The sequence below is a fragment of the Streptomyces aurantiogriseus genome (assembly GCF_014649375.1).
Classification (GTDB): Bacteria; Actinomycetota; Actinomycetes; order Streptomycetales; family Streptomycetaceae; genus Streptomyces; species Streptomyces aurantiogriseus.
This window is the reverse complement of the sequence record NZ_BMSX01000004.1, coordinates 535,992-560,418: the sequence shown is the minus strand read 5'-3', so window position 1 is coordinate 560,418 and position 24,427 is coordinate 535,992. Positions and strand designations below refer to the sequence as shown.

General features: G+C 72.0%; 22 protein-coding genes. 12 read left to right on the top strand and 10 right to left on the bottom strand.

What is annotated here, in order from left to right; translation table 11 throughout:
* The first annotated feature begins 7 nt into the window (after positions 1–7).
* The gene (locus IE263_RS12070) at positions 8–913 is read left to right on the top strand and encodes an acyl-CoA dehydrogenase family protein (protein WP_189935238.1); all 906 of its coding nucleotides are present in this window, start codon (positions 8–10) and stop codon (positions 911–913) included.
* A gap of 501 nt (positions 914–1,414) precedes the next feature.
* Positions 1,415–1,900 carry an ATP-binding protein gene (locus tag IE263_RS12065; protein WP_229910922.1) on the top strand — a complete coding sequence of 162 codons (486 nt, stop codon included), beginning with the start codon at positions 1,415–1,417 and terminating at the stop codon, positions 1,898–1,900.
* A 414-nt stretch (positions 1,901–2,314) separates the two neighbouring features.
* Here IE263_RS12065 and IE263_RS12060 read toward each other — a convergent pair whose 3' ends face one another.
* Both IE263_RS12060 and IE263_RS12055 read right to left on the bottom strand, forming a co-directional pair.
* Entirely contained in the window at positions 2,315–3,586 is a 1,272-nt protein-coding gene (locus tag IE263_RS12060; RefSeq protein WP_189935236.1) for an IPT/TIG domain-containing protein, read from the bottom strand.
* A gap of 123 nt (positions 3,587–3,709) precedes the next feature.
* Positions 3,710–4,456 (bottom strand): IPT/TIG domain-containing protein, encoded by a 747-nt coding sequence (locus tag IE263_RS12055; protein WP_189935234.1) that lies wholly within the window; start codon positions 4,454–4,456, stop codon positions 3,710–3,712.
* 1,182 nt (positions 4,457–5,638) lie between these two features.
* On the opposite strand from IE263_RS12055, the gene IE263_RS12050 reads away from it, so the two are divergent.
* Entirely contained in the window at positions 5,639–6,727 is a 1,089-nt protein-coding gene (locus IE263_RS12050; RefSeq protein WP_229910921.1) for a right-handed parallel beta-helix repeat-containing protein, read from the top strand.
* A 17-nt stretch (positions 6,728–6,744) separates the two neighbouring features.
* Here IE263_RS12050 and IE263_RS12045 read toward each other — a convergent pair whose 3' ends face one another.
* The gene (locus tag IE263_RS12045) at positions 6,745–7,680 is read right to left on the bottom strand and encodes a cyclase family protein (protein ID WP_189935232.1); all 936 of its coding nucleotides are present in this window, start codon (positions 7,678–7,680) and stop codon (positions 6,745–6,747) included.
* 85 nt (positions 7,681–7,765) lie between these two features.
* Here IE263_RS12045 and IE263_RS12040 point away from each other — a divergent pair, with 85 nt between their 5' ends.
* The 3 genes from IE263_RS12040 to IE263_RS12030 all read left to right on the top strand — a co-directional run bounded on the left by IE263_RS12040 (position 7,766) and on the right by IE263_RS12030 (position 11,046).
* Positions 7,766–8,677 carry an SDR family oxidoreductase gene (locus IE263_RS12040; protein WP_189935229.1) on the top strand — a complete coding sequence of 304 codons (912 nt, stop codon included), beginning with the start codon at positions 7,766–7,768 and terminating at the stop codon, positions 8,675–8,677.
* Positions 8,678–8,839: 162 nt separating this feature from the next.
* Positions 8,840–9,988, top strand: a complete 1,149-nt coding sequence (locus IE263_RS12035) for an acyl-CoA dehydrogenase family protein (RefSeq protein ID WP_189935228.1) — start codon at positions 8,840–8,842, stop codon at positions 9,986–9,988.
* An 8-nt stretch (positions 9,989–9,996) separates the two neighbouring features.
* Entirely contained in the window at positions 9,997–11,046 is a 1,050-nt protein-coding gene (locus tag IE263_RS12030) for a Zn-dependent alcohol dehydrogenase (protein ID WP_189935226.1), read from the top strand.
* Between the two features lie 34 nt (positions 11,047–11,080).
* Here IE263_RS12030 and IE263_RS12025 read toward each other — a convergent pair whose 3' ends face one another.
* Positions 11,081–12,109, bottom strand: coding sequence for a GlxA family transcriptional regulator (locus IE263_RS12025; protein WP_189935224.1), 1,029 nt, complete (start codon positions 12,107–12,109; stop codon positions 11,081–11,083).
* A 71-nt stretch (positions 12,110–12,180) separates the two neighbouring features.
* On the opposite strand from IE263_RS12025, the gene IE263_RS12020 reads away from it, so the two are divergent.
* A complete protein-coding gene (locus IE263_RS12020; RefSeq protein WP_189935222.1) occupies positions 12,181–13,497 on the top strand; it encodes an MFS transporter in 1,317 nt (438 codons plus the stop codon).
* Positions 13,498–13,500: 3 nt separating this feature from the next.
* Here IE263_RS12020 and IE263_RS12015 read toward each other — a convergent pair whose 3' ends face one another.
* Positions 13,501–14,085: a flavin reductase family protein gene (locus IE263_RS12015; RefSeq protein ID WP_189935389.1), complete on the bottom strand. Its 585-nt coding sequence runs from the start codon at positions 14,083–14,085 to the stop codon at positions 13,501–13,503.
* A gap of 332 nt (positions 14,086–14,417) precedes the next feature.
* On the opposite strand from IE263_RS12015, the gene IE263_RS12010 reads away from it, so the two are divergent.
* Positions 14,418–15,101: a hypothetical protein gene (locus tag IE263_RS12010; protein WP_229910920.1), complete on the top strand. Its 684-nt coding sequence runs from the start codon at positions 14,418–14,420 to the stop codon at positions 15,099–15,101.
* Between the two features lie 3 nt (positions 15,102–15,104).
* On the opposite strand, the gene IE263_RS12005 is transcribed toward IE263_RS12010, so the two are convergent.
* The 5 genes from IE263_RS12005 to IE263_RS11985 all read right to left on the bottom strand — a co-directional run bounded on the left by IE263_RS12005 (position 15,105) and on the right by IE263_RS11985 (position 21,602).
* Complete coding sequence (locus tag IE263_RS12005) at positions 15,105–15,902, bottom strand: enoyl-CoA hydratase/isomerase family protein (RefSeq protein WP_189935220.1); 798 nt, start codon at positions 15,900–15,902, stop codon at positions 15,105–15,107.
* A complete protein-coding gene (locus IE263_RS12000) occupies positions 15,865–16,296 on the bottom strand; it encodes an ankyrin repeat domain-containing protein (protein ID WP_189935218.1) in 432 nt (143 codons plus the stop codon). The genes IE263_RS12005 and IE263_RS12000 overlap by 38 nt, the downstream gene beginning before the upstream one ends.
* Positions 16,297–16,425: 129 nt before the next feature.
* On the bottom strand, positions 16,426–18,651 hold the full coding sequence (locus tag IE263_RS11995) for an acetate--CoA ligase family protein (protein WP_189935216.1): 2,226 nt from the start codon (positions 18,649–18,651) through the stop codon (positions 16,426–16,428).
* A 125-nt stretch (positions 18,652–18,776) separates the two neighbouring features.
* Entirely contained in the window at positions 18,777–20,291 is a 1,515-nt protein-coding gene (locus IE263_RS11990) for a flavin monoamine oxidase family protein (protein WP_189935214.1), read from the bottom strand.
* A 123-nt stretch (positions 20,292–20,414) separates the two neighbouring features.
* Positions 20,415–21,602 carry a flavin-containing monooxygenase gene (locus tag IE263_RS11985; protein WP_189935212.1) on the bottom strand — a complete coding sequence of 396 codons (1,188 nt, stop codon included), beginning with the start codon at positions 21,600–21,602 and terminating at the stop codon, positions 20,415–20,417.
* A 375-nt stretch (positions 21,603–21,977) separates the two neighbouring features.
* Here IE263_RS11985 and IE263_RS11980 point away from each other — a divergent pair, with 375 nt between their 5' ends.
* The 4 genes from IE263_RS11980 (at position 21,978) to IE263_RS11965 (ending at position 24,427) form a co-directional block, all read left to right on the top strand.
* Positions 21,978–22,424 (top strand): DoxX family membrane protein, encoded by a 447-nt coding sequence (locus IE263_RS11980; RefSeq protein WP_189935210.1) that lies wholly within the window; start codon positions 21,978–21,980, stop codon positions 22,422–22,424.
* The gene (locus IE263_RS11975) at positions 22,424–22,876 is read left to right on the top strand and encodes a Zn-ribbon domain-containing OB-fold protein (protein WP_189935208.1); all 453 of its coding nucleotides are present in this window, start codon (positions 22,424–22,426) and stop codon (positions 22,874–22,876) included. The genes IE263_RS11980 and IE263_RS11975 overlap by 1 nt, the downstream gene beginning before the upstream one ends.
* Positions 22,877–22,964: 88 nt before the next feature.
* Positions 22,965–23,579, top strand: a complete 615-nt coding sequence (locus IE263_RS11970; RefSeq protein ID WP_189935206.1) for a GNAT family N-acetyltransferase — start codon at positions 22,965–22,967, stop codon at positions 23,577–23,579.
* Complete coding sequence (locus tag IE263_RS11965) at positions 23,576–24,427, top strand: GNAT family N-acetyltransferase (RefSeq protein ID WP_189935203.1); 852 nt, start codon at positions 23,576–23,578, stop codon at positions 24,425–24,427. Before IE263_RS11970 ends, IE263_RS11965 begins: the two co-directional genes overlap by 4 nt.

Genomic DNA, 24,427 nt, shown 5'->3' with positions numbered 1-24,427 from the left:
CGTCGAGATGCGCTTTCGACTGACGGAGGACCAGCGGGCACTGCGGGACGGGGTGCGGGGCATGCTGGCACGGCGCTTCGGCTCCGAGCGGCTGCGCGCGGCCGTGAGCCGGCCCGCGCTGGACCGTGCGCTGTGGCGGGAGCTCGGGGACGCGGGCTTCTTCGCGTTGCGGCTGCCGGAGGCGGACGGCGGAGTCGGACTCGGGCTGCCCGAGGCGGTGTTGGCGTTCGAGGAGGCGGGCCGGGTGCTGCTGCCGGGGCCGCTGGTGGCCACCCATCTCGCGGCGGGGAGCGTGCCGGGCGCGGCGAGCGGGGAGACGGTCGTGGCGGCCGTCGACGGCGGACTGGTGGAGTGGCTGGCCGAGGCGGACGTCGTGCGGGGGGACGCCTCCGGCGCCGTACCGCTGCGGTCGGTGGATCCGCTGACGCCGCTGCATCAGGTCGCCGGAGTGCCCGGGGCCGGCGTGCCGGATCCCGTCGCCGCCCTCCTCACCGCCGCCGAGCAGCTCGGCACGGCCACGCGCGCGTGCGAGCTCGCCGTGCAACACGCGCGGACACGGGAGCAGTTCGGGCAGCCGATCGGTGCCTTCCAGGCCGTCAAGCATCTGTGCGCGGAGCTGCTGGTGCGGGTGGAGATGGCGCGCGTGGCCGTCTACGCGGCGGCCGTCACCGCCGACCCGGCCGACATCGCGGCCGCCCGGCTCCTCGCCGACGAGGCCGCCGTACGCGGCGCGCGCGACTGTCTTCAGGTCCACGGTGGCATGGGGTTCACCTGGGAGGCGGAGGTGCACCTGCTGCTGAAGCGTGCCTGGGTGCGCACGCGACGTGCGGGAGGCAGCACGGAGAGTGAGCAAATACTCGCGGAGGACCTGCTGTCGGAGGCGGGTGGACAGGGCTCCTGCCTGCGGCGATAGCACTCTGGCAGGTCGTTTGTCGCGGATCGTGGCATATCGCGATCACGGAGCGTGATATGTGGTTGTGTCCGATGCGTGACCCGTCACAGCCCGGAGTCGGAGGGTCGCTCCGGTACCTTCTGTGCAATGCGAGTGGTTCCGAGCGCGATCCGTGTCGGTGGTGCCCCTGGGGCGGTGCCGGATACGACGGTGCGCGCCCCTGCTCGCAGGACGGACGGGCGTCAGAGGCCCGTTCGTTCGGCTCCCCGCAGTGGGCGTCGCACAGTATGCCGCACGAGTACTCCTTCGCGCTGGAATATGCCCGAAGCGCTTGTTGGGGTGACTGTACGTCAATCAAGCTGTCTCGTAAGGGAATCACGTTCCGTCACCCTGCCTCTGGCTGTTGTTCTGGCCATGCAGAAAATGGCTACGATCGTGGCCCTCGTCGTCATGGTGCTCGCGTGGCTTGCGTGGCTCACGTGGCGCGCGGCCATGTGTCCGCCGGTTCGGATGGTGTGAGCGGTGCAGGTGCTTCAAGTGCAGCTGGAGATCCGGCCCGACCCCGCTGAGGTGGGTCGGGCCCGGAGGTGGGCCCGTTCGCGCCTCGCCGGGTCCGGGATAGGGGTCGACGAGGCGCTCGCCGAGACACTGATCCTGCTCGTCTCCGAACTGGTCACCAACGCCGTGGTGCACACCGGCGGTCCGGCCGTGCTGCGACTCTCGCTGCCGGGCGTCGCGGCCGGGGAGTCAGGAGAGGCCCCTGTCCGCCTGGAGGTGACCGACAGCAGCACCCGGGCGCCCGTGCCGCGCTGTCCGGACGACGACGCCACCGGCGGCCGCGGCCTGGCCCTCGTCGACGGTCTCGCGGACCGCTGGGGCTGGACCGTCGAGGGTCCCGGCAAGCGCATCTGGTGCGAACTGGACCGGGACGCGGAGCCCAGGACGACCGCCGCGGCGTGCGGGGGCGGCGTGGTGGCGTACGAGGGGCTGGCGTACGAGGCGGTATAGGGGGCCGGGGTCGCCCGGCCGTCTGACGCGGCGTGAGCGGTGCATGGGTGCGTGGTGATCCGCTCGCGCGTGCCGAAGTTTGCTGAGGTGTGCGGCGGTGCGCCGGTCCGTGCTTCCGTGCGCACCCGGAGCAAAAAGGGCTTAAGTGATGAATCGCCTCAGGGCTGTTGACGCCTCGTGAGCGATTGATCACGCTTGAGGTCAGCGATTCGCCGCGAGGGGACGTCGAGGGCTTCGGTGATGTGAGCCCTCGGCGAGTGTGAGTCGTGGTGCGGCGTCGGTTCCGTCAGGGGGAGAAAGGGAACCGGGGCGGGAACGCCGGAGTCGGACGGCGGCGCGCGCGATCGTGCCGCCGTCACGACGGCCGGGCCGGGCGGAGGGGTGAACCCACCGCCCGGCCCCGGGAGCCGCTGATCAGATGCCGGGACTCGGAACCCGCGTGTAGGTGAGGGCATTGCTGGTACCGGCGGCAGTGGTGACCGTGACGCCGACCGGCCCGGCGCTGCCCGCCGGGGCCACCGCGGTCACCTGGGTCGGGGAGACGACCGTGAACGCCGCTGGGGTGGAACCGAACCGGACCTCGGTCGTGGTGGTGAGGCCGGTGCCGGTCAGGGTGACGACGGTGCCGGCGTGCGTCGGTCCCTGGCCCGGGACGAGGGAGACCAGCGTGGGGGCCGCGACATACACGTAACCGACGGGGTTGCCGGTGCCGCCGGGAGTGGTCACGGTGACTGCCGCGGTGCCGGCCGCATGGGGCGGGGCGACCGCGGTGATCTGCGTGGCCGAGTCGACGGTGAACGACGTCGCGGGGACCCCGTCGAAGCTCACCGCCGTCGCACCGAGCAGGTCGTTGCCGGTCAGGATCACCGTGGTGCCGCCCGCCGTGCTTCCGGATCCGGGTGTGACAGCGGTCAGCGAGGGCAGCGCGGCGTAGAAGAAGTACGCGCTGGGATTGTCGGGGTTGCTGGTGCCGGCGGGGGTGGTCACGGTGACTGCCGCGGTGCCGGCCGCATGGGGCGGGGCGACCGCGGTGATCTGCGTGGCCGAGATGACGGTGAACGACGTCGCGGGCACTCCGCCGAAGCTCACCGCCGTCGCGCCGGTGAAGCCCGTGCCGGTCAGGGTGACGGTGGTGCCGCCGGTACTCGGACCCTGAAGGGGGGACAGGCCGGTGACGGAAGGGGCCGCGACGTACGTGAAGGTGAGAGCGTTGCTGGTGCCGCCGGGAGCGGTCACGGTGACCGGCACGCCACCGGCCGCGTGCGGCGGGGCCACTGCGGTGATCTGGGTGGACGAGGTGACGGTGAACGAGGCCGGGGTGCCGCCGAAGCTCACCCCGGTCACCCCGGAGAGGCTCGTGCCCGTCAGGGTGACGCTGGTACCGCCGGAGACCGGCCCCTGAGTCGGCGTCAGGGCGGTGAGGGACGGAGCGGTGCCATAGGTGAAGGGCACCTGCTGGGTGCTGGTGCCCTGACTGGTGGTGACGGTGACGTTCACGGTCCCGGTGCCGGACGGGCTGACCGCCGTGATGTGAGTGCTGCTGTTGACGGTGAACGAGGTCGCGGGTTTGGAACCGAACCGGACGGTGGTCGCGCCGGTGAAACTGGTGCCGGTCACGATGACGGTGGTGCCGCCGGAGGCCGGTCCCTGCTGGGGACTGACCGATGAGACCACAGGGGCAGCCATGGCTGTACTCCTTCGATGGGACACGCCCGTGGACGCGGGTCGGGGGCCCGTCCGGGCGGAGGGGGGTGTCTGCCGCCCGGACGGGTACTCATCGCCTCCGTCGAGCGAAGGCTGCCGGACGGCTCAGATGCCGGGGCCGGTGACGTAGGTGAAGCCGCCGACCTCGGTGTCCGATCCCGAGGGGTTGGTCACCACCACGTCGACCGCGCCCGCGGTGCCGGGTGGGGTGACCGCCGACAGCGTCGTGCTGTTGATCACCGAGAACGGCGCCGGGGCGCCGTCGAAGGTGACCGACTCGGTGCTGTCGAGGTTGGTGCCGGTGATGGTCACCGCGGTCCCGCCCGAGGTCGAGCCCGAGTTGGGGCTGATGGTCCCGATCGTCGGGTTGTCGACGTAGGTGTACGACAGGCCGTTGTTGGTCCCGCCGGCGGTGGTCACGCTGACCCCCACCGGCCCGGCCGCGAGGCCCGCCGGAACCGTGACGGTGAGCTGGCTGTCGCTCACCACGGTGGGGGTGGCGGTCACCCCGCCGAACGACACACTGGTGGCCGTCTGCAGACCGGTGCCGTTGATGGCGACGGTGTTGCCGCCGGCCAACGGCCCGGACGTGACCCCCAGGGAGCCCTTGAAGGGGGCGCCGACGTAGAAGAACGACACCGGGTTGCTGGTCCCGCCCGGCGTGGTCACGGTGACCCCGACCGTGCCGGTTCCCGACGGGGAGACAGCGGTCACCTGGGTCGGCGAGACCTGCGTGACGTTCGTGGCCGACTTGGAGCCGAACTTCACGGCGCTGGTGTTGGACAGGTTCGTTCCCGTGATGGTCACCAGCGTGCCGCCGCCGGTGGAACCCTGATTCGGAGAAATGGGCATGAAACACTCCTCGCTGCTTGAGGGGGACATGCGAGGAACCGGCAAGGGGCACCCGCCACCGGCTGCCGCGCCCATGGGGAACCAGCCCTGCCACAGGCAGGTCTGCTCTCGTCCGGGCCCGTTCAGACGCAGTCGGTGCCACCGGGCACGGGGTGAACGAGGAGACATCTGCTTCCGCGCACAGGGCGCGAGGCACAGCGGCTTTCGCATCCCTTCGGGCAAAGAGAAAACCGGCAGACGCTGCCTGTCTCGACGATCCCCCGGCACGGGGATGGGCAGCCCGCCGGTTCGTACTCTCAGTGACCCACACGTCCGATCGAGTGACAAGGGGTCGTCAACTCGCATCACTCGTAAGGATTATGAGTCGAGCATGTGTTCTTGGGGTTGTGGGGGCGAGGTCGCCGACCGGGCCCGGCCGGCCTGAAAGAGGTGTGGCGGGGGGAATTCACATTCCATGCCGCGGTGTCATGCGAGGGATTCGTTTCTGCGGAAATGTCGTCGGCGTGAGCGGCTTTGCGATTCATTTCCCTGCTGAAGCGAGCTGTGGCCTCGCCCTTCTGCCCCGGTCTTTCCGCTCCCGGTCTTTCTGCTCCCGCTCCTTCTGTTCCCGGTCTTTCTGTTCCGGTCCTTTCGGCGGCAGCGAAGGGGGGCGTGACCTGGGCGGCCGTTCAGCCGGTGCCGCGAACGACACCGGCTGAACGGGATCCAGTTCCCCACCGGGGGTGCCCATCGCGGTATGCCGGAATGGTCACCCGGACTCTCTTCCGGAAAGAGCCTCGGATGGGTCCGACTGCCGCATCCCCCGGCGAGGACGGGCGGCCCACCGGTCGGATCCGTTCCAGTTATTCATCGCGGCTATGCCAGCGGCAAGCGGCTCCTGGGCAACTCACACGAACGGCCCAGCGCACTTTTCGCGCCCCTTGCGTCGGGCGACACCAATTCCGGGGTGACAAAGGCCGGTTGGAAGGTCGGTCGGCGAGTCCGGACGTCCGGACTGCTTCAGGAGCTGCCGCCCCCGGAGAGCGGACGAAGTCCTGTCCTCACCCGTCCGGATCCCACTGGGTGCGCACGGTCGACGGCCATGATCACAGTGGACTGCCGAGGGCGCACGCCACGGACACCGCCGCGGAGGGCATCCGGTCCGGAAGACCGTCGCCCGACCAGAGAAACGAGGAAGAACCAGTGCTGACCGTGAAGTACATGCGCGGCCTGGCCTTGGCCGCACTGTTGGGCACGTCCGTGTCGGGCACCGCCACGCCGGCCGCTGCCGGGAACCTGCCCTCGGGCGGAGCGGCGGTGGTCCCGTGCGGAGACGTCGCCGAGTTGACCGAGCGGATCGACCGGGCCAACGCCCTCGGTGCCGGGGCGATCGTGCTCGCGCCCGGCTGCACGTACACGCTCACGGCTCCGGCCGACGAGCCCGTCGGCCTCAACGGTGCCAACGGACTTCCGACCATCACCGGGAGGCTGGTCATCATCGGCCCCGGTGCCACCATCACCCGCGGCTCGGTCACCCCGTTCCGCATCGCCGAAGTCGCTGCCCAAGGGTCCCTCGTTCTCGCCGGGGTCACCATCTCGGGCGGCAGTGCCACGGCGGCCGCCGGCACGCCCGGCGGCGGAATCCTGAACCAGGGAACCCTCACGGTGGTCAACTCCCGCATCACCGACAACACCGCTTCGGGTGCGGGAGGCGGGATCGCGGTGGCGTCCGGTGCCCGCGCACAACTGGCCAACAGCACCGTGTCGGAGAACACCGGCTCCGACGGTGGCGGTCTCCACGTCGGCGCCTCCGGCCGGCTGACCGTCGCCACCACATCCGTCGTCGACAACACCGCGGCCTCCACCGGCGGGGGACTGGCCACCTTCGGAACCACCGTGCTCAGCAGTACGAAAGTCCGCGAGAACACAACCGTCGGCTTCGAGGGCGGCGGCATCTACACGGCGACCGGGACCCTGACCGTCAACGCCGGCCGTATCGAGGACAACACGGCCGGCTCGTACGGCGGTGGCATCGCGAACTGGGGCAGCACCGTGCACCTGCGAAGCACCGTGGTGGACGAGAACACCGCCACGGACGACGGCGGTGGCCTGTACAACAACACCGGCACGACCCGCCTGATCAGCAGTCGTGTCACCGACAACACGGCCCAGAACGGCCAGGGAGGCGGCGTCTACCTCGCGGGCGGCTCGGTCAGCCTGACGGCCGCCCTCGTCGCCGGCAACGATCCCGACCAGTGCGCCCCGGCCGGCAGTGTCTCCGGCTGCTCCTGAGCCCTGGCAACCGTCCGTCAGAGGAGGGCCACGGGTGCCACCGGGGCGCCCGTGGCGCCGACGAAGGGCTCGGGCGTCGCCGACAGCAGGAACGCGTAGCGGCCCTCTTCTCCACAGGCTGTGGACAACTCTTCGAGATTCCAGTTCTGGCCCTGCAGCATCCCCATCTCCACCAGGTCGAGCGCGTGCACGGGCAGCCACAGATCGTCGATCTCGGGCGGGAAGATCTCGAAGGTGAGGGTGTCGTTGGCGACCGCCGCCACATCACGCGCGTGGAACCACTCCGGCGTGCGCACCGACAGGCCCGGCGACGGATGCGCGTACCCGTGCTTGTCCCCGGCGAGATAGAGCCGCATCTGCCCGGTCCGTACGAGCACGACGTCGCCGGCCCGTACGCGCGTGCCGGCCAGTTCCTCGGCGGTCTCCAGGTCCTCCGGGGTGACCGCGTGCCCGCCCTCCAGCCGGTCGACGCCACGCGCGCGTGCCACGTCCAGCAGGACTCCGCGCGAGACGACGCGCCGCGCCTTGTCGATGCCGCTGAACTCGGCGCCGCCGTGCGGGGTGATCGTGCCGGCCGGGCGGCCGTTGTAGAGCCGGCCCGAGTGCGAGACGTGGGTCAGCGCGTCCCAATGGGTGGCCGCCTGCAGCCCCATCGTCACGGCGTCGTCGCTGCACGCCACCGTCCCCGGGCCGAAGATCTCCTGGTTGATCTGCACCATCGCGTGCAGCGGGTTCACCCGCCCCGGGATCATCCCGGTCTGCACGCCGTCCTCGCGCAACGGGAGCGCGAGCGGGACGCGGCGGCCGGTGCGCACCTCCGCGGCCGCCGCGCGCACGACCTCGTCGGTGATCAGGTTGAGGGTGCCGATCTCGTCGTCGGTGCCCCAGCGTCCCCAGTTGTTGACGCGCCCGGCGATGTCCTGGAACGCCGGATGCAGCGTGGGCAGTGCCATTCGGTGCCTCCCGGGGCTTGTCCCCGACTGACTGACGGGCCATAAAATCTAACGGTCCGTCAGAAACCGCGGGAAGGGGCCCGGCGTGGGGAACTTCTTGACCGGCAAGGCCGTCGCCGTCACGGGCGCGGGACGAGGCATCGGGCGTGCGGTGGCGCTCGCCGCGGCGGCGGAGGGGGCGCGGGTCGTCGTCAACGACCACGGCGTCTCCGTGGACGGCGCCTCACCCACCAGCGAGGTCGCCGAGGCCGTCGTCAAGGAGATCGAGGCGGTCGGCGGGGAGGCCGTCGCGGTCGCCGACGACATCTCCACGATGGCGGGCGGGCAACGGGTCGTCGACACGGCCGTGGAGGCGTACGGGCGGCTCGACGGGGTCGTGTGCGTGGCCGGGATCCTGCGGGAGCGGATGCTGTTCAACATGACCGAGGAGGAGTGGGACCCGGTCGTCGCCACGCATCTGAAGGGCACGTTCACGGTGTTCCGGGCCGCGTCGGCCGTGATGCGCGTCCAGCGCTCGGGCACGCTGATCGGCTTCACCAGCGGCAACCATCAGGGGTCGGTGTCGCAGGCCAACTACAGCGCGGCCAAGGGCGGGGTCATCTCGCTCGTGCGGAGCGCCGCGCTGGGCCTGAACAAGTACGGGGTGACCGCCAACGCCGTTGCCCCGGTGGCCCGTACGCGGATGTCGGCGGGGGTGCCGATGGAGCTGGCGGAGATCGGGGAGCCGGAGGATGTCGCTCCGCTGGTCGTGTACCTGCTGTCCGACCGCGCGCGCGAGCAGGGAGTCACCGGGCAGGTGTACACGGTCGCCGGGCCGAAGATCGCGGTGTGGGCACAGCCGAGGGAACTGCGTTCGGCGTATGCCTCCGGCGGGTGGACGCCGGAAACGATCGCGGAGTTTCTGCCGGGGTCGGTGGGGGTGGATCCGATGCCGATGCTGGCGCGGTTGGAGGAGATGAGGCGTGCTGCGGCGGAAGGGGCCCGGCCCAACGGGTGAGCTGGTGTTTCGTCGGCGGGTGCGGGGCCGTTGCGGTTGATCGCGCCCACGGTGGGGGTCCCCCCGCTCGAGCGCAGCCGAGAGTGGAAGAGGAGCCGCCTGTCGATACAGCCCCGCGCCCCTTTTGGTCAGTTGTATTCGCGCCAACCCAAGGCGGTACCCGTGGAGTTCGGATTCGGTCCCGAGGACGAGGCGTTTCGCGCCTCAGCTCGGGAGTGGCTGGCCGCGCACGCCCCGCACGCCATTGATCGCCGTGCCTGGGAACGCACCCTCGGTGCCGCCGGCTGGATCGGTCTCGGCTGGTCGGAGGCCGGGTACGGCAATCGCACCGCCACCCTCACCCAACAGGTCGCCTGGGCCGAGGAGTACGCGCGCTCGGGTGCCCCGCCCCGCTCCGGGCACATCGGGGAGAACCTCCTCGCGCCCACCCTCCTCGCCCACGGCACGGCCGGGCAGAAGGCCCGCTTCCTGCCCCCGGTCGCCGCCGGCACCGAGCTCTGGTGTCAGGGCTACAGCGAACCCGGCGCCGGGTCCGACCTCGCCGGAGTGCGTACGAAGGCCGAACCGGACGACGACGGAAGGACGTACCGCATCACCGGCCAGAAGATCTGGACCTCCCTCGCCCACGAGGCCGACTGGTGTTTCGTCCTCGCCCGCACCGACCCCGGCTCCACACGTCACCGCGGGCTGACCTTCTTCCTCGTCCCCATGGACCAGCCGGGCCGGATCGAGGTGCGGCCCATCCGGCAGATGACCGGGACCAGCGACTTCAACGAGGTCTTCTTCGACGGGGCGCACGCGCGCGTGGAGCACGTGGTCGGCGCGGTGGGTGACGGCTGGCGGGTCGCGATGAGCCTGCTCGGCTTCGAACGCGGGGTGTCGACGCTCGCCCAGCAGATCGGGTTCGCGGAGGAGTTGGGGCGGGTGATCCGTACGGCCGTGGAGACGGGCGCGGCCGACGACCCCGTCGTACGGGACCGGCTGGTGCGGCTGTGGGCCGAGCTGCGCGCCATGCGCTGGAACGCGCTGCGGACGCTGGGGGGTTCGGGCGGGCCGGGGGCACCCAGTGTGGCCAAGCTGCTGTGGGCGGGGTGGCACCAGCGGCTCGGGGAGCTGGCGGTGGAGGTGCGGGGGGCGGCGGCGGGCGCGGGGCCGGCCGACTGGTCGCCTTCGGCGCCGTACGAACTCGACGAGGCACAGCAGCTTTTCCTGTTCTCGCGGGCCGACACGATCTACGGCGGCTCGGACCAGATCCAGCGGACGATCATCGCCGAGCGGGTGCTCGGCCTGCCCAGACAGCCCAAGGGATAGGGAGCGCGATGCGTGGCGTGGTGTTCGACGGGAAGCGGGCCGAGGTCGTGGACGATCTGGCGGTGCGGGAGCCGGGGCCGGGGGAGGTGCTCGTGGCGATCTCGGCGGCCGGGCTCTGCCACAGCGACCTGTCGGTGGTCGACGGGACGATTCCCTTCCCGGCGCCGGTGGTGCTCGGGCACGAGGGGGCCGGGGTGGTGGAGGCCGTCGGTGACGGAGTCAGCCATGTCGTACCCGGGGATCATGTCGCGCTGTCCACGCTCGCCAACTGCGGCACCTGCGCGGAGTGCGACCGGGGGCGGCCGACGATGTGCCGGCAGGCCATCGGGCGGCCGCGGAAGCCGTTCACGCGCGCGGGGCGGGCGGTGTTCCAGTTCGCGTCCAACTCGGCCTTCGCCGAGCGGACCGTGGTGAAGGCCGTGCAGGCGGTGCGGATCCCGAAGGACATTCCGCTGCCGTCCGCCGCGCTGATCGGGTGCGGGGTGCTGACCGGGGTGGGCGCCGTGCTCAACCGCGCGCGTGTGGACCGTGGGGAGAGCGTGGTCGTCATCGGGACGGGCGGGATCGGGCTCAACGTCCTCCAGGGCGCGCGGATCGCGGGCGCGCTGCGGATCGTGGCCGTCGACGCGAATCCGGCGAAGGAGGCGGTGGCGCGGCGGTTCGGGGCCACCGACTTCCTCACGTCGACGGAGGGGGTGCGGGAGCTGCTGCCGACGGGCGCGGACCACGTCTTCGAGTGCGTCGGGCGGGTGGAGTTGATCCGGCAGGCGATCGATCTGCTCGACCGGCACGGGCAGGCCGTCCTGCTGGGTGTGCCGCCCGCGACCGCCGAGGCGTCCTTCCTCGTCTCGTCCCTGTACCTGGACAAGTCGATCCTGGGATGCCGCTACGGCTCCTCCCGCCCGCAACGGGACATCGCCCTGTACGCCGAGCTGTACCGCGCGGGGCGGCTCCTCCTCGACGAACTCGTCACACAGACCTACCCGGTGGAGGACTTCGCGAAGGCGGTGGCGGACGCGGAGGCGGGGCGGGTGGCGCGGGGCGTGCTCACCTTCTGACATCGGCGTGCCCACCTTCTGACGGTCGGCGTGCTCACCTTCTGACGGCCGGCGTCCGCACGTTCCGGACGGGCGGGGGGCTGGTCCGGAAGGTGCGGCGGTACGCCGTCGGTGTCACTCCCAGCGCCGCCTGGAGGTGCTGGCGCATCGACTGGGCCGTGCCGAAACCGGCGTCCCGGGCGACCTGGTCGACGGACAGGTCGGTGGACTCCAGGAGGTGCCGGGCCCGTTCGACGCGCTGCTGGGTGAGCCACTGGCCCGGGCTGACGCCGACCTCCTCGCGGAAGCGGCGGGTGAAGGTCCGTACCGACATGGACTCCTGTGCGGCCATGTCCCGCAGCTGGATCGGCTCGTGGAGGCGGCCGAGCGCCCACGCGCGCGCGGAGGTCGTGCCGGCCTGCTGCGGATGCGGGACCGGGCGCTCGATGTACTGCGCCTGCCCGCCGTCGCGATGCGGCGGTACGACGGTCCGGCGGGCGACGTCGTTGGCGACGGCGGTGCCGTGGTCGCGGCGCACCATGTGCAGGCACAGGTCGATGCCGGCGGCGACGCCCGCCGAGGTCAGCACGTCGCCGTCGTCGATGAACAGCACGTCCGGGTCGACCTTGATCTGCGGGAAGAGGCGTTGGAAGTGCTCGGCGTCGGCCCAGTGCGTGGTCGCGGGACGGCCGTCGAGGAAGCCGGCGGCGGCGAGGACGTAGATGCCGGTGCAGATGGAGGCGAGGCGGGTGCCGGGGCGCAGATGGGTGAGGGCGGCGGCCAGTTCCTCGGTGAGCACGCCCTCCTCGAAGACCGGGCCCAGCTCGTAGGAGGCGGGGACGATCAGGGTGTCGGCGGTGGCGAGCGCCTCCGGGCCGTGCTCGACGTGGATGGCGAAGTCGGCGTCCGTCTCGACGGGGCCGGGCGGGCGGATCGAGCAGGTCACGACCTCGTACAGGCGCCGTCCGTCGGGCCCTTTGGGGCGGCCGAAGATGCGGTGCGGGATGCCCAGCTCGAAGGGGAGCAGACCGTCGAGGGCGAGCACGACGACGCGGTGAGGAGGGTGGTCGCTCTCCGGACTCATGGCCCGATCCTAGCGAATGCTGTCCTTCGGGCCACTCGCTGGGGAGAGGCGGACAGCCGAACCTTTGGGGCGTGATCCAGACAAGCGAGGCTCCCGCAGCCATAGAGGAGCAGAAGCCCCCTTCCCGTATCCGCCTCCACCGCGCCTGGTTCGTCGCCGCCGTCACCTTCGTCACGATCATCGGCGCGGCGGCGTTCCGCTCGCTGCCCGGCCTGCTCATCGACCCGCTGCACGAGGAGTTCGACTGGTCGCGGGGCACGATCGGCGCGGCCGTCTCGATCAACCTGGCCCTCTACGGGCTCACCGCACCCTTCGCGGCGGCGCTGATGGACCGTTTCGGCATCCGCCGGGTCGTCGCCGTCGCCCTGACCGTGATCGCGATCGGCTCGGGCCTGACGGTGTGGATGACGGCGGCCTGGCAACTGTTGCTGTGCTGGGGCCTGCTGGTCGGCCTCGGCTCCGGTTCGATGGCGCTGGCCTTCGCGGCGACGGTCACCAACCGCTGGTTCACCGAGCGCCGGGGCCTGGTCAGCGGCATCCTCACCGCGGCCTCCGCCTCCGGCCAGCTGATCTTCCTGCCGCTGCTGTCCTGGATGATCACGCGCTACGACTGGCGCCCGGCCGCGGTGACGGTCGCCCTCGCCGCCCTCGCGGTCGTCCCCTTCGTCTGGCTGCTGCTGCGCGACCACCCGGCGGACGTGGGCCTGAAGCCGTACGGCGCGAAGGAGTTCGTCCCCAAGCCGGCCCCGGTGCCGGGCGCCGCGCGTCGGGCGGTCACGGTCCTCTTCTCGGCGATGCGCACGGGCCCGTTCTGGCTGCTGGCCGGCACCTTCGCCATCTGCGGCGCCTCCACGAACGGCCTGATCCAGACCCACTTCGTGCCCGCCGCCCACGACCACGGCATGCCCGTCACCGCGGCGGCCTCCCTGCTCGCGGTCATCGGAGTCTTCGACGTGGTCGGCACGATCGCCTCCGGCTGGTTCACCGACCGCTTCGAACCGCGCCGCCTGCTGGCCGTGTACTACGCGCTCAGGGGCATCTCCCTCCTGTTCCTCCCGATGCTGCTGGCCCCCACGGTCCACCCCCCGATGATCTTCTTCATCGTCTTCTACGGCCTCGACTGGGTCGCCACCGTCCCGCCCACCCTGGCCCTGTGCCGCGAGCAGTACGGCGACGACAGCGCCATCGTCTTCGGCTGGGTCCTCGCCTCCCACCAGGTCGGCGCCGCCCTGGTCGCCTTCCTCGGCGGCGTCGCCCGCGACGTCTTCGGCTCGTACGACGTGGTCTGGTACGCGTCGGGGGCGCTGTGCGCGGCGGCGGCGTTGATGGCGCTGGTGATCCGGCGGCGGCCGGACAGGGCGGTGGGTCGGCTCGCGGTGGCGGGCTGACCGTCAGAGGAACCGCCCCTTGTGGAACAGCAGCGGCGGTTCGTCCCCGTCGCCCGTCCCCAGCGCCTCCACCCGTCCCACCACGATCAGGTGGTCCCCTCCGGTGTGCACCGCGTGGATCGTGCAGTCGATCCAGGCCGGGGCGCCCGCGAGGCGCGGGGAGCCGGTGACGGGGGCGGCGTCGTAGGGGACTCCCGCGAACTTGTCCGCGCCGGAGACGGCGAAGGCGCGGCACAGGCCGGCCTGGCCCGCTCCCAGGACGTTCACACAGAAGACGCCCGCGCGGGCGATCCGGGGCCAGGTCGTCGAGGTGCGGCCGACCATGAAGACGACGAGGGGTGGGTCCAGGGAGAGGGAGGAGAAGGACTGGCAGGCGAAGCCGGCGGGGGCACCGCCGTCATCGGCGGCCGGTGCCGTGACCACGGTCACACCCGTCGCGAAGGTCCCCAGCACCCGCCGGAACTCGCCCTGGTCGACCGGCGCCCGCTCGTCCGCACGGACGCAGCGCAGTTCGGGGCGGGGCAGCGGCTCGACCGGGCCGGCCCGGAGATGACGGACGGCCGCGGCCGCCGCGCCTGCGTGTCCCATCACGTTCCCCATTGAAGCTGACGGAGCGTCAGATAGGAAGGGGTGGGGAGGCGGGAGGGACGGTGGGACGTACGCTGCGGTCATGGGGTGGGAGGGCGTGCGGCGAAAAGCCGCTCTGAACTGGGCTGTCACCGATGTGAACGCGGCCGCTGCGGCGGGCGCGGCGCAGCTTCCGGCGGTGTTCGTGCTGTGGTGGATCCATGGGGTGGCCACCAGCCAGTACGGGGTCGGCGGCCAGACCATCGGGTTGTTCTGCGTACTCTTCCTCGCGCCTGTGTATCTGCCGGTGCTGGGGCTTCTGCACGCGTGCGTGCAGACCGTGCCGGGGGGCCGTGCTCACCGACGTCGTGCTGCGCCGGGTTCCGGGGCCCCGGTGGGTGCGGCATCTGGTGTGCACCGGCCTGGTGGGCGTGGTGTGGGCCGCCGTGTGCTCGGCGTGGTGGGGCTGGTCGTTCTCCACGACCGCTCCGCTCTTCGCGGAGCTCGGTGTGCTGCCTGTCCTGGGGGTGGCGTACGAGCGCGGGCGGCCGCGCACGGCCGGGCGGGTCGGGGTCTCCTGGGGCCGCGCGGCAGGCGCCACCGTCGGCTTGTTCGTCCTCGCCGTGACGGGCGGTCTGCTCGCCACCGTCACGGGTCTGATCGAGGAGTACGACCCCCCGAAGCTGTCCGCCGAGCAGCTCTCCGGCGTCTGGCGCGATGAGGAAGGGGCCGTGCTGGAACTGCTGCCGGGCGGGCGGGCCGAGCTGACCCGGATGCCGGCCCAGCCCGGGGCCGAGGCGAGCGCCGGCTTCGAGGTGTGCGACGGTACCGGGACCTGGTCCCTCGACCCGGACGGCGAGTACCACGACCGGGCCGATGTCCTCGTACGCCTCGACACGGGCAGGGGCACCGGCAGCGGCTGTGGGGACGAGACGGCCTGGACGGTCGCCGGAACGGACCGTGCGCCCGAGTTGTTCGCGATTCTCGGGCCCGACCTGGACGCAGGAGAGCTGCGGGTGCTCAAGCAGCGGTCCTGAGCGTCACCGGCCCCGGAACCGCGCCTCCCGCCGCTCCACGAAGCTCGCCACGCCCTCCCGGGCGTCCGCCGTGCCCATGTTGATCTCCTGGGCGGCCGCCTCGGCGGCGAAGGCGGTGGCGCGGTCGGTGTCGAGGGAGGCGTTGACGAGCTGCTTGGTCAGGGCGAGGGCGCGGGTCGGGCCGGCGGCGAGGCGTTCGGCCCAGGCGTGGGCCGTCTTCGCCAGCTCGCCTTCCGGGACGACCCGGTTGACCAGGCCGAGGCGTTCGGCGTCGGCCGCGGTGAGGGCGTCGCCGAAGAACATCAGCTCCTTGGCGCGCTGGGGGCCGATCAGGCGGGGGAGGAGGTAGGCGCCGCCCGCGTCGGGGACCAGGCCCCGGCGTACGAACACCTCGATGAAGCGGGCCGATTCGGCGGCCAGCACCAGGTCGCAGGCGAACGCGAGGTGGGCGCCCAGGCCGGCCGCCGTGCCGTTCACCGCGGCGATGACCGGCTTCTCGCAGTCGAGGACGGCCGAGATGAGGCGTTGGGCGCCGAGGCGGAGGGTGCGGGCGACGTCACCGGGGACCCGGTCCCCGGCCGCCGACCCGCCTCGCAGGTCCGCACCCGCGCAGAAGCCCCGGCCCGTCCCGGTCAGGACGACGGCCCGGACCTCCGCGTCGGCGGACGCTGCGGCCAGCAGGTCGATCAGGTGGTCGCGCTGGTCGGGCGTGAGGGCGTTGAGTGCCTCGGGGCGGTCGAGGGTGAGGTGGGTGACGTGGTGGTCAGTCGTGTGACGTATCCACGGCTCCGGCACTGTCATGCTCCGTTCCGGGAGGAAGGGCCAGCCATGCGCGGGCGGACCTGCCCTTCATCTCCGCGTCGAGGTCCGCTCCGCGCCGCACCAGCAGGTCGACGATCTCCGAGTGGGGTGCGGCGCTCTTCGCCGCCATCACGACGGGCAGGTAGCCGAACCGGTTCTGGGAGTCGGGGTGGACTCCGGCGTCGAGCAGCAACTCCACGACGGCCAGGTGTCCCATGTCCGCCGCCAGGGTCAGCGGCGTGTACTCGTCGTACTCGCCGATGATCTGGTCCGGATCCGCCCCCGCCTCGATGAGCGCGCGTGTCCCGTCGACGTCGCCCTGCCGCACCGCCGCGTAGAGCGCCTCGGCCGTCGGCCGCCGGGCCCGCCACGCCTCGATCGGCTCGTCGCTCAAGCCCTTTCCGACGCGCGGGGGCCTCTTGGCTCCCCCGCCGGTGCTGCCGGTCCCGCTCGTCTCCTCCACGGCGTGATCTTCGCCGGTACGGCGCGCCCGCACAACCCGCACGGACGCACGCCGCACCCCTCACCGGCACACCGCCAACGCGTCCAACGCCACCGCCCCCTGCCCCCGGGGCAGCACCATCAGCGGGTTGATGTCGAGCTCGGCGAGCTCGTCCCCCAGCTCCAGTGCCATGCGCTGGACGCGCAGGACGACTTCCACGAGGGCGTCCAGGTCGGCCGGGGGGCGACCCCGGACCCCGTCGAGGAGGGCCCGGCCGCGCAGTTCCGCGACCATGTCGTGCGCCTGGTCCTCGCCGAAGGGGGGCACGCGTACGGCCGTGTCGCGCAGCACCTCCACGAGGACGCCGCCGAGCCCGACGGTCACGGTCGGGCCGAACAGGTCGTCGTGGGTGACACCGACGACCATCTCCACGCCCCGCTCGACCATCTGGCACACCAGGACACCGTCCAGCGAGACACCCTCGTAGCGGGCGATGTCGGTGAGTTCGCGGTAGGCGTCGCGCACCTGGCTCGCCGAGGTCAGGCCGATCTTCACCAGGCCCAGCTCGGTCTTGTGGGCGATCTGCGCGCCGGACGCCTTCATCACCACGGGGTAGCCGACCAGCCCGGCCGCCCGTACGGCCGCCGCGGCGCTGGTCACCAGTTGCTCGCGCGGGACCCGGATGCCGTACGCCCGCAACAGCTGCTTCGCCGCGTGCTCGCTCAGCTGCTGGCTCGGCCGCATCAGCATCCGTGCCTTGCGGAAGGAGGGGGACGCGGTGCGCGGGGCCTCGTCGAAGGGGGAGCGGTAGCCCCGGACGAAGCGGTGGTGGTCGAGGTGGGCGCGGACGGCCGTCAGACAGCCCGAGACCGTACGGAAGGTCGCCACCCGGGAGGAGCCCAGCAGGACCTCGCGGTACGCGGGCTCGGTGCCGACCGGTGAGCCCCACACCACGCACACCAGCTTGTCCGTCCGCTCGGCCGCGTCCACCAGGTCCTGGACGAGCCGGTCGCTGAGCGGCGGGAAGGGCCCGGTGATCGGGCAGATCAGGACACCGACCTCCGGATCGTCCAGGATCGCGTCGATGATCTTCCGGCCCCGCCAGTCCCCCACGGGGTGACCCCCGTTGTCGACCGGGTTGGCCACGTTCAGGTACTCGGGTATCCACTGGTGCAGCTCGGCCTGCCGGGCCGCCGACAGCTCCGGCAGGCGCAGTCCGGCCGCCGTCGCCAGGTCGGCGACGTGGGCGCCGGTGCCGCCCGAGATCGCGTACACCACCACCCCGTCGGCGAGCGGCGGCTTCGCGCGGGCCAGCAGGGTCGCCGTGTCCTGGAGCTCGTCGAGCCCGTCGACGCGGATCACGCCGTACTGGCGCATCGCCGCGTCGACCACCTCGTCCGCGCCGGTCAGCTTGCCGGTGTGGGTGGCGGCGGTGCGGGCGCCGGTCTCGGTGCGGCCGACCTTGACGGCGACGACCGGGACCCCGCGCCGGGCGGCCCGGTCGGCGGCGAGCAGGAACGCACGGCCGTCCTTGAGGCCCTCGACGTAGCAGGCGATCGCGCCGACCTCCGGCTGCTCGGCGAAGTAGGAGAGGAAGTCGGCGGTCTCCAGGTCGGCCTCGTTGCCGGTGGGGGCCCAGTGGGAGAGGCGGATGCCGAGTTCCTGCAGGGCGAAGACCGGGCGGCCCTGGTGGCCGGACTGGGTGATCAGCGCGATGGCCGGTCCGTCGAGGTCGTCGCGGAAGTGCTCGAAGGCGTTGAGATTGGTGTTGGGGCCGAGCAGTCGTGTCCCCGAGCGGGCCACGGCCGCCGCGAGCCGGTCCTGAGCCGCCGCGCCCCGCTCGCCGGTCTCCGCGAAGCCGGAGGCGAAGACGACCGCGAACTTCACCTTCGCCTCGCCCAGTTGCTCGATCACCGGCAGCGGATCCGCGACCAGCAGCACGGCCAGGTCGACCTGTTCGGGCAGGTCGGCGACGGAGGGGCAGCAGGGGATGCCGAAGACGGACTCACGGGTGGGGTGCACCGGGTGCAGCCGCGCCCCCACCCGCTCCGCCCAGCCGACCAGCTGCCGGGTGACCCCGGTGCTCGGCCGGCCCTCGGCGTCCGAGGCGCCGATCACCGCGACGGACTCGGGCCGGAAGAAGCGGTCCAGATCGGGGACGTCGGCGTACAGCGGGCGCCCGCTGACGTCCAGGTCGTCCGCGTCGGCGGACCGGCCGTGGACGGCGGGCCCGGGCCGCTCGTCGCACGCGAGGACCCGGGCCCGGCGGGAGTCGGTGGTGAGGGTGCCGTGGGTTGATCCAAGCATCGGTCCGCCCGCTCCTGTGTGACTGCCAAGTAACTGACGCAGTGTCAGATTACATAACTGACGGGATGTCAGGAATGGGTGTGCACACAGAAAGGCATGGACCAGGACGGAGCCGGAGAGCGGGCCTACAGCACCGCCAGCACCTCCTGCGCCACCCGCTCGCCCGAGCGCACGGCACCGTCCATGAAGCCCATCCAGTAGGTGGAGGTCTCCGTTCCGGCCCAGTGGATGCCGCCGACGGGCCGGCGCAGGGCCGGGCCGTACTGGGTCAGGACACCGGGCGCGGCGATGGAGACGGGCCCGCCACGGGTGTAGCCCTCGTTGTTCCAGCGTTGCAGGACGAACGAGGTGGGGGAGGCGGCTTTCTCGCCGAAGTACGTCACGTAGTCCTTCAGGACGGCCGCCCTGACCTCCGCCTCGCTCGCCGCGTCCAGCGCCCGCGCCTTGTCGGCCTCGATGAAGCCCATCAGCGCGCCGTACGAGGCGTCGGGCGGGGAGTTGTCGAAGGTGGAGCTGATCACTCCGGTGTCGCTGACGACCTGGCCGTTGAGGCCGTCGGCACGCCAGAAGGGGGTGTCGTAGATCGCGATGGCCTTGCCGACCGAGGCCATCGGCAGGCGCTGGGTGAGCTGGTCGCGGGCGGCGGGCAGCAGCGGGTCGTACGTGATGCGGGCGGCGATCGGCGGGGGTACGGCGACGACGACCTTCCTGGCGGTGACCGTGGCGCCGTCGGCCGTCACGACGTACTTGCTGCCGGACCGGGTGATCGTGCGCACCGGGGCGTTCAGCACCACCCGGTCGCCGAGGGTGGCGGCCAGTTTGATCGGCACCAGTTGGGAGCCGCCGACGAAGCGCAGTTCCTGGGCGCCGTTCGCGGTCTCGGTGAGGCGTTCCAGGGTGCCGGGGTTCGACGCGTCGCCGGCGGCGGCGATGTAGAAGAGGACGAACAGCAGGGAGAGTTCACGGGGTTCGGCCGAGAAGATCGACGTACAGGCCACGTCGAGAAGGAACTTGGCGGACGGGACGACGGCGTTGGCGCGCAGCCAGGTCTCGAAGGTCTGCCGGTCCCACTCGGCGGCCTTCGCGGCGGTCCAGGGCGCGTCGACCGGAATCTGCTTCGCCATGTCGTCGAGCGTGGCCTGCACGATCGCCGCGTTGGCGAGCCCGGCCGCGTCGATCGGCGGGACCGAGCCGAGGAGGCCGTCGGTGGCGTACGGGGTCTTCTTGCCGTCCTTGTAGAGCAGGTTCTTGCCGGTGTTGTAGGTGGCGAAGGTCTCCACGCCGAGGGAGTCGGCGAGCGCCTTGATGCGGTGCTGGGTGGGGCCGATGAACTCGCCGCCGCCCTCGGTGACTCCACCGCCTGCGAGGGGCAGGCCCATCACCCGGCCGCCGACGCGGTCGCGGGCTTCCAGGACGGCGACCGTCCGGCCGGCGGCGACCAGGTCGCGGGCCGCGGTGAGGCCGGCGAGGCCGGCGCCGACGACGGCGACGTCCACGTCGCCGGTGGTCGCCGCGGACGCCGTGCCGGCGGTGGTCGTGGTGAGGGTGGCCGCGCCGGCGAGGGCGGCGGTGCCGCCGAGCAGGGAGCGGCGGGAGAGGCCGTCAGGGGAGCGGCGGGAGAGCTGTCGTTCACGTGCCACGTGCGTCCTCCGTCGAGAGGGGGGTGGAGCCGGAAAAGGTGAACAGGGCTCACATTCTGGCTCCGCACGGAGGCCCGGACAACGCTCCCGTCACATCTGACACACGTGTAACGGGCAGGGATGTCAGGCGAGTTGACGGCGTACGGCCTTCGCGATCCGCTCCGCGTCGAGCGCCAGCTCGCGCAGCGTGCCGCTGATGGGAGTGGTGAAGCCGGTGAAGTACAGGCCGGGCGCGTCCTTGGGGGAGCGGGCACCATGGGCGACCGGCCTGCCGCGCTCGTCGAGCACGTCCAGGTGGCCGACCAGGCCCTCCAGGGCACGGACGTATCCGGTGGCGGCGACGACGGCGTCCGTCTCGAGACGGGTGCCGTCGGCCAGGACGACCTTGCCGTCCTCGAAGCCCTCGACGGCGGCCACGATCTCCACCTTCCCCCTGCGCACGGCGTCGATCAGACCGACGTCCTGCACCGGGATCGCCCCCTGCCTGGCCCGGGTGTAGAGCCCGGTGTCAGGGCGCGGCAGCCCGCGTGCCGACAGGTCCGGCACGCTCACCTTGGCCATCACCCGGCAGAGCCGGTCGACGAGGCCCACAGGCAGACGGCGTACGAGGATGCCGCTGTACTGGGCGGCCCAGCCGGCGGTCGAACGGCGCACGATGTGCGGCACGGTCCGCACGGCCAGCCGCACCCGCGCGGCCCCGCTCTCCACCAGGTCGACGGCGATCTCCGCGCCGGTGTTGCCGACGCCGACGACCAGGACGTCCCGGCCGGCGTAGGGCGTGCCGTCGCGGTAGGCGGAGGCGTGCGTGAGTTCACCGGTGTACGCCTCGCGGCCGGGCCAGTCCGGCAGGTACGGGGTGTGGTTGTACCCCGTCGCGACGACGACCGCGGAGCCCGTCAGCTCGCGCCCGCCGGAAGCGTGCAGCAGCCAGCCGGTGCCGTCGGCGGTGCGCTCGACCCGGGAGACCTCGACGCCGGTGACGAGCTCCAGCTCGTGGTGCTCGGCGTACTTCTCCAGGTACCGCACCATGTCGTCCCGGGCCACCCACCGCCCGAAGCGGCGCGGCATCGCGAGCCCGGGGAGGGCCGACAGACGCCGGGTGGTGTGCAGATGCAGCCGGTCGTAGTGGCGCCGCCAGGACGCGCCGACCCCGTCGGACCGCTCCACCACGACGGCACGTATCCCCTGGGCCCGCAGCGCGTACGCGGTGGCGAGGCCGCCCGGGCCGCCGCCGATGACGTAGACCGGGCGGTCGGCGGGGTTCGCGGTGGTGATCGCGGAGGGGTTCGCGGACGGTGTGGAGTCGGCCATGAGCGCGAGCGTAATCACGCGGGCGGTTGATGGGTCTCGGTCAAGACCGGAATTGGTTGCGGATTGATCACGCTTGGAGGAGTCCTGGGTGGGGCGTGTGGCGTACGCCACCTGGTTGTGGCATATGGCCGCCGGTTGTAAAGACGTTGTCGTGGGTCCTTCGTCCGTGGATCCGTGGTGGTGCATCCGTGGTTGTGGATACGCCGCGACGCCGGGCCCAGGTGCGCTGGGCTCGGCGTCGCGGGTTGACGGCGACCGAAGCCATGACGGGAAACGGGCGCTGCGTTCGGGGGCCTGCTGGGGGATCGGAAATGCATGAACCCCTCGGAATGCGCGGGCTTCCCGGACACCCCAATCTGACGTACCGTCAGTTTCATGGATGCGATCTGGCTCACCGGGGCGCAATGGCTGGCCGTGCTGCGGATCGGACTCGGCCTGTGGTGGCTGGAGAGCTGGCGGCACAAGGAGAAGAAGAGCTGGTTCGAGGGGTCCGGGATCGCGTGGGCGGCGGACGTCGCCTCGAAGCACCGCTGGAACGCCGTACGGTCCGGCTTCGAGGTGGTGGTCGCGCCGAGGCCGCGCGTGATGGCGTACGTCGTCCTGTACGCGGAGCTGGCACTCGGCCTCGGGCTGATCCTCGGCTTCCTGACCCCGATCGCCCTGGTGGGCGGCCTGCTCCTGAACCTCCTCTACCTCACCCTCATGATCCACGACTGGGCCGAGCAGGGGCAGAACGGGATGATGGCACTGATCTCGGTCGTGGGGCTGTTCGGGATGTCCTGGCAGACGTGGTCGCTGGACAGCGCGCTGGGGTGGTTCTGATGGGGGCGGCGGATTCGACGGCGGCTCCGGTGCCGGTTCCGGCGGTGGCTTCCCGGTACGACGTCCCCGAGGCCGACGCCTTCACGCGCACGTACTGGGACGCGGCGGCGGAGGGGCGGTTGCTGATCCGGAGGTGTGGGGCGTGCGGGCGGCCCCACCACTATCCGCGGGAGTTCTGCCCGTACTGCTGGAGCGAGGACGTGAGGTGGGAGGCGGCGAGCGGGCGGGCGACGCTGTACACCTGGTCCGTCGTCCACCGGAACGACCTGCCGCCGTTCGGGGAGCGGGTGCCGTATGTCGCGGCGGTGGTGGATCTGGCGGAGGGGGTGCGGATGGCGACGGAGCTGGTGGGGGTGTCGGAGGGGGAGTTGCAGGCCGGGATGGGGCTGAGGGTGGCCTTTCCGGAGGGGGTGCCGGTGTTCGGGCCGGCGACTGAAGCTTCGACCGGGTGAGCCCGTCCGGCCGGGAGGAAAGGCCGGGAGGAAAGGCCGGGAGGAAATTCGACAGCCGTCCCCGCTCGGGCGGGTGTTCAATAATCGGATGACCGACACCCACGAGCCGTACGCCGCCGCCCCGCCCGCCCCGGGTCTCGAAGGTCTCGGCCTCCGTCTGCGTCCGTGGGACCCCGAGTCCGCCGCCGATGTCGACGCGTGGCTGCGCGGCCACGTCGATCCCGAGTTCCAGCGCTGGAACACCCCGCTGCGGACGATCACGGACACAGCCACCGCCCGGGAGTCGCTGCGGGCGAAGACCGCGGACGTGGCGGCCGGGACGTCCGCGATCTTCTGTGTCACGGACGCCGACGACGGGACGATCCTCGGCCAGGTGGGCCTCAACGTGATCGACCGGGTCCAGAGCTTCGGCAACATCGGCTACTGGGTCCTCCCCGAGGCCCGAGGCCACCAGGTGGCGACCCGCGCGCTCCTCCTGGCAACCCGCTGGGCCTACGCCGAAGTCGGCCTCCACCGGCTGGAGTTGGGCCACGCCCTCGGCCACGAGGCCTCTTGCAGGATCGCCGAGCGGTGCGGCTTCCTGTACGAGGGGACTCTGCGCGGCGCGATGTGGGAGGCGGGCCGCAGGGACGCCTGGCGGGACGTGCACCGCCACGGACGCCTGGCGACGGACCCGGAACCGGAGATCGGAGCGCCGCGATGAGCCCCGCCGACTGGCACCTCACCCACGACCTCGACGCCTTCCTCACCCGCGCCGACGCCTTCCTGCGCTCCGAACCCGCGCTGCACACCGTCCCGTTGACGGTGACGGACGCCCTCCGCCGCAGGGGCCTGCACGCCTTCGGCCCCGAGGCCCCCCTCTTCGGCTCCCTGGAGCGGAACGGCGAGGTCCGCGCGGTCTTCGTCCGCACACCCCCGTACTGGATCAACGTCACACCCCTCGCGGAGGCCGACGCCGAAGCGCTCGCCGCCCGCCTGGCCGGACAGCGCCTCCCCGGCGTCTCGGCGTCCGACGACACGGCGGGAGCCTTCGCGGAGGCCTGGCGCCGCCGCACGGGAGCGGAGACGAGCCTGAGGGAACGCCAACGCCTGTACCGCCTGGAGGAGTTGACACCTCCGAAGCCCGCCCCATCCGGCCGCCCCCGCATCGCCACCGCGTCCGACCGGGCCCAACTGGTGGCCTGGTTCGAGGACTTCGCGGAACAGATCGGCGAACACAACGGCCAGGACAGCGGAGCCCTGGCCGACTTCCGCATCGCGTACGGCGGCATCACCTTCTGGGAGGCCCCCGACGGCACCCCCGTCTCCATGGCCGGCGCCACCCCGGAGGTGGCAGGCCAGGTACGGGTCGCCCCCGTCTACACCCCGGCGGAGTTGCGCGGCCGAGGCTACGCGGGCGCGGCCACGGCCGAGGTCAGCCGGGCGGCCCGGGACTCCGGCGTGAAGGAGATCCTCCTCTTCACCGACCTGGCCAACCCGACGAGCAACGGGCTGTACCAGCGCATCGGGTATCGGCCGGTGGCGGACTTCGCGGTGTACGACTTCGGATGA